At 48.0% G+C, this 17,204-nt stretch carries 11 protein-coding genes; 7 read left to right on the forward strand and 4 right to left on the reverse strand.

What is annotated here, in order from left to right; genetic code table 11:
* Positions 1 to 412: 412 nt before the first annotated feature.
* Positions 413 to 1,249: an alpha/beta hydrolase gene (locus ABLU86_RS01430; protein WP_015367864.1), complete on the forward strand. Its 837-nt coding sequence runs from the start codon at positions 413 to 415 to the stop codon at positions 1,247 to 1,249.
* A 464-nt stretch (positions 1,250 to 1,713) separates the two neighbouring features.
* Here the strand turns inward: ABLU86_RS01430 and ABLU86_RS01435 are convergent, their stop codons facing one another.
* Positions 1,714 to 2,595, reverse strand: a complete 882-nt coding sequence (locus ABLU86_RS01435) for a LysR family transcriptional regulator (RefSeq protein ID WP_071609868.1) — start codon at positions 2,593 to 2,595, stop codon at positions 1,714 to 1,716.
* A gap of 404 nt (positions 2,596 to 2,999) precedes the next feature.
* Entirely contained in the window at positions 3,000 to 3,908 is a 909-nt protein-coding gene (locus ABLU86_RS01440; RefSeq protein ID WP_015704641.1) for a LysR family transcriptional regulator, read from the reverse strand.
* 439 nt (positions 3,909 to 4,347) lie between these two features.
* On the opposite strand from ABLU86_RS01440, the gene ABLU86_RS01445 reads away from it, so the two are divergent.
* The 3 genes from ABLU86_RS01445 (at position 4,348) to ABLU86_RS01455 (ending at position 12,256) form a co-directional block, all read left to right on the forward strand.
* Complete coding sequence (locus ABLU86_RS01445; RefSeq protein ID WP_348796361.1) at positions 4,348 to 11,118, forward strand: autotransporter outer membrane beta-barrel domain-containing protein; 6,771 nt, start codon at positions 4,348 to 4,350, stop codon at positions 11,116 to 11,118.
* A gap of 127 nt (positions 11,119 to 11,245) precedes the next feature.
* Positions 11,246 to 11,731 (forward strand): hypothetical protein, encoded by a 486-nt coding sequence (locus tag ABLU86_RS01450; protein WP_348796362.1) that lies wholly within the window; start codon positions 11,246 to 11,248, stop codon positions 11,729 to 11,731.
* Positions 11,732 to 11,812: 81 nt separating this feature from the next.
* Positions 11,813 to 12,256 (forward strand): hypothetical protein, encoded by a 444-nt coding sequence (locus ABLU86_RS01455; RefSeq protein WP_032707571.1) that lies wholly within the window; start codon positions 11,813 to 11,815, stop codon positions 12,254 to 12,256.
* Between the two features lie 299 nt (positions 12,257 to 12,555).
* Here the strand turns inward: ABLU86_RS01455 and ABLU86_RS01460 are convergent, their stop codons facing one another.
* On the reverse strand, positions 12,556 to 12,912 hold the full coding sequence (locus ABLU86_RS01460; RefSeq protein ID WP_020079424.1) for a YidB family protein: 357 nt from the start codon (positions 12,910 to 12,912) through the stop codon (positions 12,556 to 12,558).
* 430 nt (positions 12,913 to 13,342) lie between these two features.
* On the opposite strand from ABLU86_RS01460, the gene ABLU86_RS01465 reads away from it, so the two are divergent.
* The 3 genes from ABLU86_RS01465 (at position 13,343) to ABLU86_RS01475 (ending at position 15,898) form a co-directional block, all read left to right on the forward strand.
* Positions 13,343 to 13,708, forward strand: coding sequence for a hypothetical protein (locus ABLU86_RS01465; RefSeq protein ID WP_075208683.1), 366 nt, complete (start codon positions 13,343 to 13,345; stop codon positions 13,706 to 13,708).
* An 893-nt stretch (positions 13,709 to 14,601) separates the two neighbouring features.
* Positions 14,602 to 15,522, forward strand: coding sequence for a Kdo(2)-lipid IV(A) acyltransferase (locus ABLU86_RS01470; protein ID WP_015704646.1), 921 nt, complete (start codon positions 14,602 to 14,604; stop codon positions 15,520 to 15,522).
* A gap of 103 nt (positions 15,523 to 15,625) precedes the next feature.
* Positions 15,626 to 15,898 (forward strand): DUF1471 domain-containing protein, encoded by a 273-nt coding sequence (locus ABLU86_RS01475; protein ID WP_015367862.1) that lies wholly within the window; start codon positions 15,626 to 15,628, stop codon positions 15,896 to 15,898.
* A 110-nt stretch (positions 15,899 to 16,008) separates the two neighbouring features.
* On the opposite strand, the gene ABLU86_RS01480 is transcribed toward ABLU86_RS01475, so the two are convergent.
* On the reverse strand, positions 16,009 to 17,115 hold the full coding sequence (locus tag ABLU86_RS01480) for an alkene reductase (protein WP_072382655.1): 1,107 nt from the start codon (positions 17,113 to 17,115) through the stop codon (positions 16,009 to 16,011).
* Positions 17,116 to 17,204 lie beyond the last annotated feature (89 nt).

Raw genomic sequence — 17,204 nt, forward strand, 5'->3', positions numbered from 1 at the left:
AAAAATGAGCGTGCGGGGCATTTGGTTTATTCTTTTTTCTCAGGAAATAATCTGAAGAAATGTATTTGAGAGGAATTTATAGTAAAGCCTGAGTAGAAGGAATAAATATTTTAATTATTCCTTCTGGTCATAACTGTTTGATATTTATCTATAAAATCAAAGGTATCGAAAAGTTGTATTTTATCAATAGGTAATATGCACTAACGCTAAACGGTACAAAGCGTATTTTAGTTTCTGCGATGATATTAAATTGCTGAGGGATGAGCTAAATGAGCCATCATCTTCTACACTTTGTGGCGCCGTTGCCATTGAGGTTTTTCGCAAGTAAGGGAAAAACATCATATCAGCGCTGAATGTAACCAATTGAATGTTAATGAGAAGTTGTCATATTTTCAATAGAGGAGTTCGTGATATGGCATTCGTAACAACTAAAGATGGCGTTAATATTTATTTTAAAGACTGGGGGCCGAAAGAGGCTCAGCCAATCGTGTTCCACCATGGCTGGCCGTTAAGTGCTGATGACTGGGATAACCAGATGCTGTTTTTCCTCGCACAGGGTTTTCGCGTCATCGCCATCGATCGCCGCGGGCATGGGCGCTCCGATCAGGTAAGTGAAGGTCACGATATGGACCACTATGCGGCCGATGCTTCCGCGGTAGTGGAAAGTCTGGATTTACATAACGCTGTTCATGTTGGTCATTCAACCGGCGGCGGCCAGGTCGCGCGCTATGTGGCTAAATATGGTCAACCGCAGGGTCGGGTAGCCAAAGCAGTATTAATTAGTTCCGTACCGCCGTTAATGGTGAAAACCGACAATAACCCCGGCGGTACGCCCATCGAAGTATTTGACGGTTTCCGCAAGGCGCTTGCGGCTAATCGCTCACAGTTCTATCTCGATGTTGCCAGTGGCCCGTTCTACGGTTTTAACCGCGATGGCGCAGAGGTTTCGCAAGGTACCATTCAAAACTGGTGGCGTCAGGGGATGACCGGTAGCGCGAAAGCCCATTATGAAGGGATTAAAGCCTTCTCTGAAACCGATCAGACCGACGATCTAAAAGCGATTACGGTGCCGGTGCTGGTGATGCAGGGCGACGACGACCAGGTTGTTCCTTATAAGAATGCCGCCATTTTGCAGGATAAACTCTTAGCGAATAGCGAGCTGAAAATTTATCCGGGCTTACCGCATGGTATGCACACGTCACATGCGGATGTGATTAACGCCGATCTGCTGGCTTTCATTCGTTCATAACCTCTTTGCCCCCTGAGAACATTCACAGGGGGCAATTGCTTTTCTAAAGCGTGTTTTCAATAACATTTTTTGGCGACGATAAAGTATGAAGAAAATGTGTTTTTACTTTAAAAGTACTCTTTAAAAAAACAATGTTGAATCATTCTTAAAATATAATAGAATTATAAAGGATAAGCGTTGTTGCTTATCTTTTAGTTGCTTAAAAGAAAAGTAGTTAAAAGCACCGCCAGGACGGTAGTGCTTTTTTACGTTCATGGTGTTGCAATAACGTTTGTTTTTTGAAAGCCTGATTTTGTATTTTTTATTGCAGTCTTAACGGTTTTAAGTACAATTAACTTTGTAGGCCAATATATGTTTTTCAGCAAACTGATTGGCATTCTTCCCTTGTTTCGATATGTCTTATGATATCATGGTGCCATATCTTTTTTCCTTTTTAACCACCAGGTTACTGGTGGTTTTTTCTTTTAAAAAATAGCGCAAAGTGATTGCAACATATCTGAAATGATTTTTTCTTCCGCATATGATTTGTGATAATGGATGAAACACTCATAAATCATTTGTAACTCCGGCGGTGGGGTGAAAAGTTTAATTGGAATTTTGCCAAGCAGTTGGTTAGCGATCACTTCAGGCATTAGTACAACATGTTGGCTATATGCTGCCATCAGTATCATATTGATCGAGTTACTGGCTTTGCAGACAATGTTTCTTAAATTCATGTGTTTATGGAACAGATTCACGTGTTCAAAATCATCATGAAAAAGATGCATGCCTCGACCCCATATGATATGGGTTGCTTTTTCCCAATCGCTAAGACTAAATTGGTCATTTGACAGAGGATATTGCTTGTTTGCAACTATTTTAACCCCGCAAGAAAATAGTCTTGATTGAATGATATTATTATCAGGCGTAAGTCGGGTGCCAATATCAATGTCGACCTCTTTATTTCTCAGCCTTTGCAGGCGCTCGGAGTCATCGGTAGGCAAAGGGGTAAAATTAATTTTTCTGGATTCAGAGCGATGATTAAAGGAGATACCTATTAACAATTCAAGGATTGCGTAAGAGCTGAGTGTGATGTCTCTACTGGAGAGATTAATCGCTTTACTGCTAAAAGAGCTATTATTAACGATACTTAAATATCGTTTTGAAAGTTCCCTGGCTATATTATCTGGCATCATCCCATTCTTTGTTTTAAAGAACAGTGCAGTGTTGGTCGATTTTCTGGCTTTGTTTATGTAATAGCTAATTGCACCGGGGGTGACATTAAGTAACTCTGCAGAACGCGTGACGCTACCGCAATTAACCAGTGTATGTATCACTCTCAATGATTTAATATCTAAATTATGCATGGAGATTATCGATTTAAAATAATCTCGCATTTTATCAAAACTGGTATAATAGTGTGGTTTAACTACACTAAAAATAAATTTTCTATTGTAATTTTATGTTTTATATAGATTTAGTTGCGTTCATGGATTTGGCTGCTAAGGGATATTGTTTATCATAGTTGATACTGAACGGTGTACTTTGGCGGGGTCAAGACCGGATGAATGTTTGGTACGTTTAATATGTGCCAGGCAGTAGTTTCTCCGTCTTCTTACCCAATCCTGTTCTTCTGCGGTGTGACAATGGTCCATAATCGATAGCCAGCAAGTAGCGGCTCTACGCCATAACCCTTTTTTCTCAAGGTTTTCAGCTGTACGATTTTTTACCATAATGATACCCCTTCTATATAATAAGTTTGATAAGAATGTTATGGAGTGACGTTTTCCACCGTTGTAATTTGATGCAGTTTATCCAAAATCATCTGAAGTGCATTATCACCTGATAACGAGCGATGATAATGAAGAAAACACTCAAAATTCATTTGCAACTCTGGAGGTGGGATAATGGACTTCAGCGGTAGATAATTCTCCAGGTTTCTCGACAGCACTTCGGGCATTAACATAATGTGATCTGTAAAGGCACACAGCATTACCATATTTAATGAGTCGCTTGAAATCATGGAGATATTCCGCTCCTCCATCAACTCATGGAACCTGTTAGCATGTTTATAGTCATTGCAGGTAAAATTCATTCTCCTTGACCATCTTACGTGATGGCTTTCCTGCCAGTCTTTTAGGGTGAAGTTGCTATTGGCTTTTTTATTATCCCTCCTCATAAGAATGTTCAACTTACATTTAAATAATGAAACTTGCACTATGCTTCGGTCTTGCTGTAAGCCAGTGCCGATATCAATATCTACCTCTTTACTTCTTAAGCGGCGAAGGCGTGTTTCGCAATCCATTTCTGGGGGAGAGAAATGAAACATACCCGGGAAGTTTTGCTTATCGGAGATTCTCATGGAAATCATAAATTCGAATAACGAATAGGTACTAATGGTGACCATTCGGTTTTCAAGCTTTTTCGTACCAGAGATCTCGGAGAGTTCTCGTTTGATGTTTTGATAGCGAAGGCTAAGTTCCCTGGCAACATTGTCAGGCACCATCCCATTGCCCGATCTGGAAAACAGTGCTGAACCGGTAAAATGTCGCGCTTTATTGAGCATATAGCTCACTGCTCCAGGGGAGACATTTAACAACTCAGCTGTTCTGGTCACACTCCCGTTAGTCACCAGAAAATGAATAACTCGCAATACTTTCAAATCCAGTGATTCGTTCACGATATTTTCCTTTTAGTCTAATTATTTAATAAACATATCGTTTTTTTATTTCCCACTGATGGATGGAAAAATAGTAATCAACATCAACGACAAAGCAATTAAAAGTGCTTTTTAAGAACATTAAAAACCATGTGTGTTTTGTGGTCTGAAGGCAATAGGAATGATGCCAAATGGTCATGTATCCCATTGTTTTTGTATGGTTACTGATTTTTTGGAAATCTATTTCTTTTCAGCCTAATTGAAAGTTATTCAGCTTTTTTAAAAGGTGTTTTTAGTGGATGTGGGGTGGATTGAACAATAAAGTTTCACCACTAAAGTAATGGTAACAGATCCTTATGACGCTAAGGCATTGAAGGTTAGTTTATTTTTAACTGTTTATTAGAAGAGGGCTACAACTCTTTATTTCATAAATACCGCGTGAAAACAGGATAAATAACAGATGAATAAATCGTATAAAATTATTTGGAACGAATCATTGCAGGACTGGGTCGTTGCAGGAGAATTTGCCGCTGGAAAGAAGAAAACCAAAACGTCCCGCCTGATTCGCGCCTGGGCGGCAGGCCTGCTTGGTAGTGCTTCGCTGATATCTTCCTCAGCCTTTGCCGCAGATAGGGAGGTTACGCCTTTTACCCCCACCTCTGACACCATTGTTATTTCCGGCAACGATAATTTGATCCAGGGAAATGGAAAAGGGTTTGCTGAGCTGCTGGGGAATGATAGTGGTTTTCGAGCCATTTCAGTTAAGGATGCGCTGGCGCAGGGCGTTCTGACCTCAGGGATTGAATATGCCAATGCATTTAACATCCAGCAGGGTGGGTTAAGTGGGACGACGACCATTATCGATCCCGTCACGGGAAACGCGCGAACGATTAACGTGTTTGATAATGACGACATGATTACCACCTCCCTGGCGGCATTTACCTTCGCCAACCATTATGACGTTGGGCCTGAAGGGCAGTATGTCGATAAATTTATCTATGATGTTTCTCCCGCCGCCACGCTAAATGTCGATGTCGGAGACAAATCTTCGGCATGGGTCAATAACCCGGCGAATTTTGTCAATATCATCATGAAGAGCAGTGGTGATGAATCGAAAGTTACTTCAGCGGTGTATAAAGTCGAGGAGGGGGGGGCGTTAAATTACAGTGGTAAAACCATCGTTTCTCTGGGCAACTCCGATAATATCGGTTCTGTCGAGCCACGACAAATCGCCGCCTTTCAGGTGCCAGTAGGAGGAACTATTGATTCTAAAATCGGCACATTCACCATTAACAATCTCGATGATATTAAGGTCTATAACACAGCGCTTATTAAGGCCTTACAGGAAAACCGCCTGTCATATACCGATTATGTTTCCGAATTTAATAAAGCCTTAAAGCGGGGCACTATCAGCGCGATTGACAGCGTAAGCGCAGGCGATCCGGTAACTCAGACCATTAATAAAGCCCGGGTGGCGTATATCTATGCCACCGGTCCTGGCGCCAGCGTCAATGTCGCTGATGGTGCCAATATTCAACTGTTTCGCACCAATGCCAGTTTGATCCGGGTTGAGAACGGCGCGCAACTTACCAACTCAGGCACCATTGGGTCTTTCTATAATGGCATTACCGGTGGTTCGTTTGTGATCTCAGCAGACAGCAGTTCCGTGCATAACACGGCAACGGGCGTCATTGATGCAGGAACAAACCTGGAAGTTGGGGCGTTCTATTATAACGGCCATAATATGGTTAATTACATACAATTGGGCAGGGTGACAGGTATTAATGCAAAAGATACCGCTATCATTAACGATGGCGTTATTAACGTCACCTCACCGCAAAGCTATAGCATTCAGTCTGGTATTAGCGCCACGGGCGACAGCACCATCATCAACAATGGCGCGATTAACGTAGCGGCTAATCCACAAACCACCAGTGTGCTGGGGACCGGTGTTGGTAATATCGGGGCCAGCCTGGCTGGCCGGGGATCTGATGACCGAAGCGTCTCGATGGTGAATAACGGCACTATTTCTATTGGCCGTTCCGCGCAGCGCAGCCTGACCGATGCCAGTGAAGACGTGCCCGTCAATTGGGTCGGCGTGACGGGCGTGGCGGTCACGAACGCTAACTTTACTAACAACGGCGATATTACCACCGGCGCGCTGACGCACGGCGTTACTGCCATCAAATCCGTAGGCGGCACCGTCAACCAGGCAGGGACGATCACTATTAACAGCGCTTATTCTCCTGAAGGCAAGGTGCCTGCGCAGTCCATTGCCATGGATGTCTGGGGGTTATCTCAGGCGGAAAACAGCGGGACCATTACGCTGAACGGCGTTAACGGCGTGGGGCTGAACGTGCGTGAGAAGGCCGAGGCGACCAACTCCGGCACCATTGTGGTCGCGCAGGGGATCGACGGTCAGAGCAAGACGCCCAACTACGGTATTGTGTCACAAGGGAAGGGGGCGAAAGCCACGCTCACCGGGAACGTTGATCTGACCGGAGACGGCGCGATTGGCGTGTATGTGAAAGAGGGCGGTGTGGCTGCCGTTGATGGCGGTAACGTTAATTTCGTCAGCGGGGTTAACCAGACGGGTTATGTCATCCATGGCACCGATTCGTCTATTACTAACAGCCACAGCGTGCAGAGCGTCAGCACGGATGGCTCCACGCTCTATCGCATTTCCGGCGGGGCCGCCTATGCCGCGGCTGGCGGCGATCTGACGGCGTCCGGCGCCGGCAGCACCATTCTGCTGGCGACCGGCAGCAATGACGAGAATACGGTGGCCAGCAACATCAATACGGCCGGTATGACGCTGCGTGTGAATGGCCAGGATGCGACGGCGCTACGCGTGGAAGGCGGCGCGGAAGCGACAATTGACGCCAGTACCAATATTAGCCTTGCGCAGAACGGCGCGACGGCAGGGATCGTCCGTGGCGGCTCGACAACGATCACCGGCGAAGAAGGCGCTACCGGCGCATCCGTTCTGAACAGCGCCGCGGTACTGAACGGGGATAACGTCGCCGTCGGGGCCTTGGGCTACAAGGTACTGACCGGCGGTACGTTGAACCACAGCGGGACTATCGATCTGGCGGCGGCGGACAGCACGGGTGTACTGATCAACGGCGGGACGCTGAATAATACCTCTTCTATTAGCGTGAATGGTACCGCCGTCGATATTCTCGGCGCGGATTCGACGGTCAACAACACTGGGGTGATTACCGCAACCGATGGTCGGGCCGCATTCAGACTGTCTGATGGCGCGTCGCTCAATCTGACCGGTAGCGGCGTTACCCATGCTACCGGGTCGGCGCACGGTATCCTGCTGGATGACGGCGCTACAGGACTTACGGTCAAAGATGCCACCATCAACATGGATCCGATTAGTACCGGCAACGGCATTGAAAACAAGGCTGAAATTGCCGGTATCCATCTGGATAACACGACGATCAACGCCCATAACGGCGCGGGTGTCCGTACTTCGGCTTCGCTGGCGCAGAGCAACAGCGGCGTGATAAACGTCATCGGCAGCGGTACCGGTCTGTTGTTCCAGAATGCCGACGGCTCGATGACCGACAACGCCTACGATATGTCTCAGTCCCAGGCCCTGGTTGTGAACGTCAATAGCGCCGAAGGGCGCGGGATGACCACCAATACCTCCGGGGATATTAAAACCGGCGTCAGCGTCAATGTGAATGATGCCAGCGGCGGCTCTGCGCTGGTCATCGGCGGGCAAACGGCGCGCGTTGAACAGTCGGGTCTGCTGGCATCGGCATCCGCCACTCAGGTAGTGGATATCAACAATGGCTACACCACGGACTTTGTGAACAGCGGCACTATTGCCTCTACGGCCGCTGATGCGCTGGTGATGAATGTGGATAAGCAGGCGGTGCACTTTACCAACCAGGCCAACGGGAACCTGACCGGCGCCGTCAATCTGCTGAGCGGCAATAACACGGTAACCCTGGAGCACGGCAGCCAGGCTAAAACCGCGTTCACCACCGGCGCGGGCGATGACCTGTTCGAACTGACGAATATCACCGCAGAGGAAAACCCGGTGTTGTTCACCACCCTGGATGGCGGCGCGGGCCACAACACGCTGGCTCTCAACAATTCGGTTTATACCCTGAAGGATGCCGATAAAATCCAGCACATGTCCGATGTGGAGCTGAAGAATAACTCCACCTTCACGCTCGATCATACCCAGCTTGATTTAACGGCTGCGGATGCGGGCTGGAATATCGACAGCACCAGTACGCTGGCGATGCAGGACAGCACGGACCTCGATTTCGCTAGCCACCTGCAGGGCGATGGCCTGGTGACCGTCGATCTCGGGGGGCAGGACCATACTTTTGCCTTTAGCGATAATAACAAGGCTGACGGTTTCGCCGGGACGGTGGAACTGGCCAACAGCCACTTCGTGCTGGATGGCGCAACGACCGCCAACAACCAGGCGCTGTCCGACGCCACCCTGAAGCTGGGTGAAGGCAGTATCACTGACGTAGCAAAAGGCACCCAGCAGATTGGCGGCCTGGCGTTCAACGGCGGTACGGCGGTATTTGATACTGACACGGTCGGTAAGTCGGTATCGGATGCCTATATCACCACCACCGGCAACCTGGATATCAGCGGTACCGGCAACGTGCAGGTGAACACCGACAGCCCGGTATTCAACGGCCCGGTGATGCCTGATAACGCGGTCAATTTGCTGGCGCAGGATGACGGCGATATCTCCCTGAAGCTGGCCGGCTCCACCGGCAGCGTATCGGCATACGGTGGCAACCTGACCCCGCTGGACCGCAACGGCAAGGCGGTCACGGATGCGGTGAGCAGCGCCGTGATGCAGAACGGGGAAACGGTGGCCAACGCCACCTACGATTACCGTCTGACCTCCGGCGACAACAGCGATGGTCTGTACATCAACTATGGTCTGACGAAAGTCGAGCTGCTGACCAGCGGTGATAATGCGCTGACGCTGAATGCGCAGGGCGCCACCGGCGCGGCGGCAGATCTCAGCGCACTGGTCACCGGCGCAGGCGATCTGGCGATTGATGGCGGCGCGGGCAATACCGTCTCGCTGTCGAATCTGGCAAACGACTATACCGGGAAAACCGACGTTCGCAGCGGTACGCTACTGGCGAACAATGACAACGTACTGGGGCAAACATCGGAACTGCATCAGGCGGCGGATACCACCGTCGACCTGAATGGCCATAGCCAGAGCGTTGGCCTGCTGAATACCGATGCCGGGGCGAATACCGACTTTAATGGCGGCAGTCTGACCACTGCCAATGGCGGTACCGTGAACGGCGGGCTGACCGGGAACGGGGCGCTGGCGGTTAACGGCGGTACCCTGACGATTAATGGCGCGAATGCGCAGATGAACGCGGCAACGACCATCGCCAGCGGCGCCACGGTGAAACTGAACGACATTGCCGGTCTGGGCTCCGCGGCAATCGTGGATAACGGTCTGCTGGCGCTGAACGAAGGCGTACAGGGCCTGCTGAGCAATAGCCTTACCGGCAGCGGCGATGTGGACAAAAACGGTTCCGGTCTGGTCACGATGACCGCCGACGCCGCGCAGTACACCGGTACCACCAACCTCAATGCCGGCGGCCTGCAACTGGGCAGCAACGGCAATGATGTCATCCTGGCTTCCTCCACCGTGAATGTGGCGCAGGGCGCGCAGTTTGGCGGCTTTGGCGGTACGGCCGGCGATGTGAACAACCGCGGTACGCTGACCATTGGCGCGCTTGATACAAGCGCGAGCGCAGGCCATACCTTTACCATCGGTCAAAACCTGAGTAACAGCGGAGTGATCAACGTCAGCGCGCCGGGCGCAACGACGGCAGGTAACACGCTGCATGTCATGGGGGATTATGCCGGTAACGGCGGTACGCTGAACCTCAACACCCAACTCGGCGGCGATAACTCACTCACCGACAAGCTGGTGGTGGAGGGCAATACCAGCGGCACCACCCAGGTGGCGGTGACCAATGTCGGCGGCAGCGGCGCGAAAACCCTGAATGGTATTGAAGTGGTTTCCGTCGGTGGAAACTCTGCCGGTGAGTTCACTCAGAAAGGACGTATTGTTGCCGGCGCCTACGACTACACCCTGGCACGTGGGCAGGGTGGTAATGCCGGTAACTGGTACCTGACCAACAACGGGGAAACGCCGGTAGATCCGGTCAATCCTGTCAATCCGGATAATGGCGGAGACACGCCAGACAATGGCGGTGGCGATAAGCCGCATACCCCGGATATTCGCCCGGAAGGTAAGGCGTATGCCAGCAACATGCAGGCGGCGAACACCCTGTTCAACATGACGCTGCACGATCGCCTCGGTGAGACTCACTATGTCGATGCCCAGGGCCAGGAGCAGACCACCAGCCTGTGGCTGCGCCAGGTCGGCGGCCACACTCGTTCTAATGATGGCAGCGGCCAGAACAAAACCCAGGCGAATCGCTATGTTGCGCAACTGGGGGGCGATATCGCCCAGTGGAGCAGCGACGGGGCCGATCGTTTCCATCTTGGCGTCATGGCCGGCTATGCGAATCAGCACAGCAACACGCGTAACCACCGTAATGGTTACTCTGCGGACGGCAGCGTCAACGGCTATAGCACCGGTCTTTACGGTACCTGGTTCCAGGATAATGAAGAGAAAACCGGCGCCTATGTCGATACCTGGATGCTGTACAACTGGTTTGATAACAGCGTGTCATCGAAAGGAGCTTCTTCAGAAAGCTATAAATCGAAAGGTCTGACCGCATCGGTGGAGACGGGGTATACCTGGAAAGTGGGTGAGCGCAACGACCACGAAAGTTATTACGTGCAGCCACAGGCCCAGGTGACCTGGATGGGTGTCAAAGCGGACGATCATAAAGAGCAGAACGGTACGGTCGTACAATTCGGTGGCGATGATAACGTTCAGACCCGTCTGGGCGCCCGGTTCTTTATCAAAGGACACAATGCCAAGCTGGATAATGGTAAGGACCGGACGTTTGAGCCGTTTATTGAGGCGAACTGGATCCACAATACCAAGGACTTCACCGCAGGCCTGGATGGCGTGCCGGTAAAAGTCGCGGGAACACGCAATATTGGTGAACTGAAAACCGGTGTTGAAGCGAAGCTGAATAAAAACGTGAACCTGTGGGGCAATATCGCCCAGCAAATTGGGGACAAAGGTTACAGCGATACTCAGGCGATGGTCGGGTTTAAAGTTAATTTCTAAAATCATGCCCCCTCCGGGGGGCTGTTGAAGGTTTATTATGCGTTTAAAGTATTTTAATGTTGTACGCAATATATTTATTACTGGCCTGATACTGTCAACATTATCAGGTTGCGACCAGGGAGATAAAATGCAGCAAAAAATTGCTTACCTTGATCCAGGGAAGGTATTAACAGAGTCGGTTATTGGCAAGCAGGAACAGGCCCGACAGCAAAAAGTGCATGATATTTTGTTGCAGGCAGGTAAGGATGCAGAAGCGCGTTATGCGGAGATGACGCAGGAACAGAAACAAAAAAGTGCGCTGGCAGATCAAACGATACTTAATAATCAGTGGCAGGCAGAACAGCGTCACGCCAGGGAAATCAGCATGAAGACGATCGCTGCCGCCGTTGAGGCGTACCGGGTCAATCATAAAATAGATGTGGTACTGAGCCAGAATCAAGTGATTGCAATAGATTCGAGAAGTAATATCACGAAAGATATTATTGATGAGCTTAAAAAAGTTCACGTTGATTATGGTTCTTTACCTGTGATAACAATAAAGCAAGAAGAGAGTAAAGATGCAGTGGCGAATAAGAAAGTAGAAAAGCCAACACAACAGGGAAGTGATAAATAGTTGCAAAGCCAGGCCCTTGTGGCCTGGTTTCTTATTATAAAAATGACAGTATGATTTTTAAACTACACAGGAGCTAATAAAATGGATGAGTCTCTCAGAGGATATTGGGATTATTGTGGATTGAATTTACTTTTTGTGTCCAGATTACTAGAGGAGCGTCTTGAAAGTAGATTGGCCACTTATGGGGTTACCCTTCGCGAGCTTATGGTTTTACGACTTATTGCGGATGACGCTTTTATTAAGCAAAAGGAATTGGATTTATATGTTGGTCATTTTCATGAACCGATAAGAAAAACTCTGGATTCGCTTGAGAGCAAGTTGCTTATTAATAGGGAGCATAAACGACGCTGTGGCAAGAGGGTGTCTCTGGCGGATGTTACTGAGAGCGGTATTGCACTGCTAAAGAAGGCTGATACCATTTTACGAAGACAAGAAGAGATTTTTCTGGGGCATCTGCCGAGAGCAACAAGAGTTGGTGTAAATTCCACACTCGAAAATGTACTGAAAAAAACGCTCACACACTGAAAAATAGAAAAGGGGAATGGTTGATTAAAACCATTCCCCGAATGCTTTAAAAATCAAGAAAATAATCCATGCGATTAGGGATGGGAGTGCGAAACCTAATCCAGAAACAAAAATTAACACATTGAAGTATCGAACATCATAAAATTCAAGCCAGACAATAATAAATGTACTCCAGTGAAGATAGTGAAAAGAAAGTCCGCACCAAAGCAATACTGCAGCGCCACCGCTATAAAGTGAGATAACCAGAATAGCAAGCAGTAGTATTGTTGTTAGCGTTTTTTTGTGATGCCCCATTGTTGCTAAGCGTTATGGGGCGCTGTGCCAGAAGTGGCGGTATCCATCACCGCTTTCGGCGTAATCATAGGTAAAAACTGCGCTACCAGGTTTGCGGCGCCTAAAATATCGGTGCCACATTTCTCTGCAAGAGGCTGGAGCTCAGAAAAATCTATAAACTCAAGGACCTGAGCCGCATCAATGCTGAGTGCCTTGTTATTGCTTTGCCATGAAGAAACAACGTGGGTAAGGTTATGTTCATTCATTTTTTGTAAGATATGTTGTATTCCACCCAAACTATTTACCCATAAAGCCACATGCTCAAGATGCGATTCAGACTGTTCATAACCAAATAGCTTTTTAAGAAAAATAGCGAGGCGCATATTTACTCCATTTTTATTGTAAATAATATGTATTGTTTAGCGTCGATTGTTAAACAGGAAGCATTCAATTAAATTGGAAGACATATATAGGTGGCGGACACATCAGCGACGAAAACTACAACGGAGGAATTTGATGTGCCCGCCGTGTTTTGCATAAGTTAATCTAATAAAAATGTCTATGAACTCAATTATATTATTATTTTCAGTCCGGATAGACAATGCTAATTCATTTAAATGGTTATTTAATAATGTGAGTTCTTTAAATTTTCTTTTTAAATTATTTATGTTGCATGTTTGTATTATCAAGATACAATAATTGTTAAATCAATAAAAACTAATGCTGTTCTAACATCACTTATTAGGCCACTTGATATGAGTGGCTTTTTTTTATCATTGACAGCAATAATTCTTAAAATTACAAACGAGATTTATGATAATAAAAAATCTTATGGTTTCTTTAGTCATGCTTAACTCAGTAGCAGCAATGGGAAATTCCGGGGTTCGCTTATCGTGTCATTTCAGGGAAAATGTTTTAATATCACGCTTTAGTTATCATCTTAGTACTATGTTATGGGGGGATAACTTCGAAGTGGCTTCAGGTAGCCTCAAAGGACGGACCAATAGCGGACTTAGATTTGAAGTGACTGCATTTCGCAATGGTGATGATTTGGTTTATCTGGTGGATAAAAAACAATATCAGTTTTTCTATGGGGGAAAACCTCCGGCTGATAGATGTGAAATCATTGAGCGGGTCAGTTATCCCGTGACTAGCCTTCCTTATCATAGCGCGCGTTAATCGAAATGCCGGAGATATGAAGTGTATTCTCCCTTTTCTTATTCTCCTGGCACTCGATGTAAAATGAGGTCTCCGGAAGTTCTAAAAAAATAGACCAGCTATGATGATTACTAATCCACACCAAATGATTCCGCATAATGAAAATGCCATGACCCACACGGTTGCTCGGTATCCCATTATTAATTCCCCAATGATTTACATTCTTCTGGTGTAAATTTTCGTTACAGCAACTTGTAAATGATCTATCTATGATAGTAACTATATCTTTATATTTACTATGTAATGTTCGGTTATGGCAACATAAAAAATTCAATTGTTATTTTGTAATATCTTAAAAAGTTGTTGTTAAATATGGTGTTGTGAGCCTATTTAATAATTTTAAATAGAGTATATAAAATGATAGGATTCGCTAGCATAGCGTTTTCCACATCGAAATCTTCTTTCGGTTGTGACGGAGAGAGATAGTTCATGCATGAAGTTAAAAAAACAGTTAAATGAGGAGAGTGATTTTTGATATCAATTGTCAGTCAGAGTGATTGAGTGGGCTTGCTTAACCTTCTCACTGCCGGTACACACGGTTGTAATGGTTCAAATTTGGATGTGGCGAACTTGATGAAGCGTGAGTCTACAAACTAATGTTAGTAAGCGTTTATTTTCAAATGAGAAAAAATCTCATATAATCCTCCATATCACCATCAGGTTAATTAATAATAAATTTGTTACACAGTTCGTTTAATACCAGGGCAGTGTAGAGGTTATAGTCTACACTTGTATGCGTATTACCGCACGAATAGGAAAAAACTAAATGTTGTGGATCGGGTACCTTATCCGCAAATTCGGACTGAGGCCTCCCACTGGCATGTAAATCAAGGATCCTGAAGAGCAATAGTCAGATGTCGCATTTACCCAAATTCTCTCTTTCATTATTACACCCGCGTTACTGGCCGGCATGGCTGGGCATTGGCTTATTGTGGCTGGTGGTACAACTTCCTTATCCGCTGATCTATCGTCTGGGCCATGGTCTGGGGCGTTTATCTATGCATTTTTTGCGCGGAAGGGTACGTATTGCGCAGCGCAATCTTGAGCTCTGCTTTCCTCACCTCAGCCCGGCGCAGCGTCATGAAATGTTGGTTAAGAATTTTGAATCTTTGGGCATGGGGTTGATGGAAACCGGCATGGCATGGTTCTGGCCAACCCATCGCGTCGAGCGCTGGACCGAGACCAGTGGCGTCAATGAAGTCGTTGAACTGCAGGAACAGAAGCAGGGTATTTTGCTAATTGGTATTCACTTTCTGACCCTGGAACTCGGCGCGCGGATGTTTGGCATGTTCACGCCGGGGATTGGCGTTTACCGGCCAAACGATAATCCGCTGATCGACTGGCTGCAAACCTGGGGACGACTGCGTTCTAACAAGACGATGCTGGATCGTAAAAACTTGAAAGGTATGGTTAAGTCGCTGAAAGAGGGCGAGATTCTCTGGTACGCTCCGGATCATGATTATGGTCGCGCCAGTAGCGTATTTGTTCCCTTTTTCAATGTGGATAATGCTGCGACCACCACCGGTACCTGGATGCTGGCGAGAATGTCAAAAGCCACCATCGTTCCTTTTGTTCCGCGAAGAAAGCCCAATGGTGCCGGGTATGAGCTGATTGCGCTGCAGCCAGAGGCGACGCCGCCGCTGGATTCCCCGGAAACTACCGCCAGCTGGATGAACAAAATTATTGAGCAATGTATCCTGATGGCGCCGGAACAGTACATGTGGCTGCATCGTCGTTTTAAGACCCGTCCGGAAGGGGTACCGTCGCGCTACTAAGCGCGGTGAACGGTGAAAAATAATCCGATAAATAGCGCGCTTATTAATCTAGTGTCTATACTGAAAGAGCCTCAATTAGGCTCTAATCCAAGGAGAATGTAGGATGAAAAAGGTATTAGTCGCTTTAGCTCTTTCTGCTGTTGCCTTTGGCGCCTCGGCAGCGCAATTAATTACTAAAGAAGAAGCTTCGCATTTCAAACTGACTCACGTGGGCAGTATTTCTGTGGGGCCGTCTGGCGGGCAATTCTCTTCACCTTCTGACCTGCACGACCAGCTTTCTAAGCTGGCAGATGAGAAGGGCGGTAAATATTATATTATTACCGCGGCGCGTGAACATGGGCCGAACTTTGAAGCAACGGCGGAAGTGTATAAATAATTAATCACATTGATTAATTATACATAAACGTCGAAAGTCTTATTTTTAACCCGGCATGCCACAGCGCTGCCGGGTTTTTTATTTAAGGACTATGAAGCGATTTGCTCCGTTTACTTCCCATCGACGGTAGGATAGTCGAGGTAGCCCTCTTTACCACCGCCGAAAAACTGCTCTCTGATTGGCTGGTTCAGCGGCAGGTTGTGTTGCAGGCGATAGGGCAGATCCGGGTTGGCGATAAACGGGCGACCAAAACCAATCAGGTCGGCCCAGCCCTTAGCCAGCGCCTCTTCGGCACGTTCTACGGTGTATTTTCCTGAATAAATCATCGTGCCGCGGAACACCTGGCGCAGCGCTTCTTTAAAGGCGGCGGGCATCACCGGCGCGTCGTCCCAGTCGGCTTCGGCGATATGGATATAGGCGATGCCGATATCATTGAGGACGCAGGCCGCCGCCAGATAGGTGGCTTCCGGCGTATCGTCTTTCGACCCCATCAAGGTGGTCAGCGGCGCCAGGCGGATACCCAGTCTCTCTTTCCCAATCGCATCGGCAACGGCCTGCGCGACTTCTTTGAGGAAACGCAGGCGATTGGTTAACGAACCACCGTACTCATCGGTGCGCTGGTTTTCTCGTGAATCAATAAACTGATTAATCAGATAGCCATTCGCACCGTGTAGTTCTACGCCATCAAAACCGGCGGCCATAGCGTTACGCGCGGCCTGCGCATATTGTTCGATGATAGTCGGGATCTCTTCGCGAGTCAGAGCGCGCGGCATCGAGTGCTGCACCATTTCACCGACGCCGTTTTCCGGGCCGCGGCCTTCGACATCGACAAAGACCTTCACCCCTTCAGCCTGAATAGCAGACGAGGAAACCGGCGCGGCATTGCCCGGCTGCAGTACGGTATGGGAGACACGCCCTACGTGCCAGAGCTGGGCAAAAATTTTGCCTCCCGCCTGGTGTACCGCAGAGGTGACTTTTTTCCAGCCGGCGATCTGCGCTTCATTATAGATGCCCGGCGTCCAGGCATAACCCTGTCCCTGTTGGCTAATCTGCGTGCCTTCGCTGATAATTAAACCGGCGCTGGCGCGTTGGGCGTAATACTCCGCCATCTGATCGGTAGCGACATCACCGGCTCCGGCGCGGGAACGCGTCATCGGCGGCATCACGATACGGTTGTTTAACGATAGGGCCTGCAAGGAATAGTGGTCGAATAACATAATGCGTCTCCTTAACGACTTGATGGACGCAGCATAGACCCTGGCTATTTTGGATTAAATGACAACGATGTTCATAGACTGTTAACTGA

This window comes from Klebsiella sp. JN_Kp121 (assembly GCF_040062145.1).
In the GTDB taxonomy this organism is placed as follows: Bacteria; Pseudomonadota; Gammaproteobacteria; order Enterobacterales; family Enterobacteriaceae; genus Klebsiella; species Klebsiella aerogenes.

Coding starts and splice junctions, on each gene's coding strand:
- ABLU86_RS01430 (WP_015367864.1), top strand. CDS start 413: ATGGCATTCGTAACAACTAAAGATGGCGTTAATATTTATTTTAAAGAC.
- ABLU86_RS01475 (WP_015367862.1), top strand. CDS start 15,626: ATGAAAAAGGTATTAGTCGCTTTAGCTCTTTCTGCTGTTGCCTTTGGC.
- ABLU86_RS01460 (WP_020079424.1), bottom strand. CDS start 12,912: ATGCGCCTCGCTATTTTTCTTAAAAAGCTATTTGGTTATGAACAGTCT.
- ABLU86_RS01455 (WP_032707571.1), top strand. CDS start 11,813: ATGGATGAGTCTCTCAGAGGATATTGGGATTATTGTGGATTGAATTTA.
- ABLU86_RS01450 (WP_348796362.1), top strand. CDS start 11,246: ATGCAGCAAAAAATTGCTTACCTTGATCCAGGGAAGGTATTAACAGAG.
- ABLU86_RS01470 (WP_015704646.1), top strand. CDS start 14,602: ATGTCGCATTTACCCAAATTCTCTCTTTCATTATTACACCCGCGTTAC.
- ABLU86_RS01435 (WP_071609868.1), bottom strand. CDS start 2,595: ATGCATAATTTAGATATTAAATCATTGAGAGTGATACATACACTGGTT.
- ABLU86_RS01445 (WP_348796361.1), top strand. CDS start 4,348: ATGAATAAATCGTATAAAATTATTTGGAACGAATCATTGCAGGACTGG.
- ABLU86_RS01480 (WP_072382655.1), bottom strand. CDS start 17,115: ATGTTATTCGACCACTATTCCTTGCAGGCCCTATCGTTAAACAACCGT.
- ABLU86_RS01465 (WP_075208683.1), top strand. CDS start 13,343: ATGATAATAAAAAATCTTATGGTTTCTTTAGTCATGCTTAACTCAGTA.